The organism is Acidithiobacillus albertensis (genome assembly GCF_001931655.1).
Lineage (GTDB): Bacteria > Pseudomonadota > Gammaproteobacteria > Acidithiobacillales > Acidithiobacillaceae > Acidithiobacillus > Acidithiobacillus thiooxidans.
Window position 1 is genome coordinate 1 of the sequence record NZ_MOAD01000101.1, and the last position, 649, is coordinate 649.

Annotated in this window: 1 protein-coding gene; it reads left to right on the forward strand. The window is 57.2% G+C overall.

What is annotated here, in order from left to right; translation table 11 throughout:
• A partial coding sequence (locus BLW97_RS18290) for a LysR family transcriptional regulator (RefSeq protein WP_075324193.1) occupies window positions 1-649 on the forward strand: 649 nt, incomplete at both ends.

Below are 649 nucleotides of genomic sequence, written 5' to 3' on the forward strand. Positions count from 1 at the left end.
GCTGAGAAATCTGCAGGCCGCAGGCAAGAGCCTGTTTTTGAGTCAGCCAGCCATCTCCCACCAGCTCAAACGGCTGCAAGACTGGTTGGGTGAACCCCTGTACCACCGGACGGCCCGGGGTATTGAACCCACCGAGATAGGCCGGATTCTCCAGAGGACAGGGGAGAATATGGAAGCGGTCCTGCAGGAAGCCCAGGCCGTACGTGACAAAACCAAAGATTTGTTGCGCGGGACCTTGCGTTTATCCGCCAGTCACACGAATGCCGAGTATTTGTTACCGCTCTTGGTGGGCGAATACTGCCGGAAGTATCCCGCAGTCAATGTGCGAACCGCAACCATGAACAGTCAACAAGCCTGGCTCCACCGCGATGAGGTGGATCTGATATTGATTGAAAGCGCAGAAGACCTGGTGCGGGAGCCGGTTGAGTGGACACGGACCAGTTTGGTAGAAACCGAGATTTCGGCACTGGTTCCGGTCTCCCATCCGCTGGCGGCGTTGACCGCCATCCCCCTTGAAGACCTGGCGTCGGAAAAGTTGATCTGGCGTGAGGAGGGTTCCGGCATCCGGGAGGATGTGATCCACGCCTTTCGACAAGCGGGAATCTATCCGTATATCCATTATGAATTCAGCGGATTGGCGGCGGTGCGC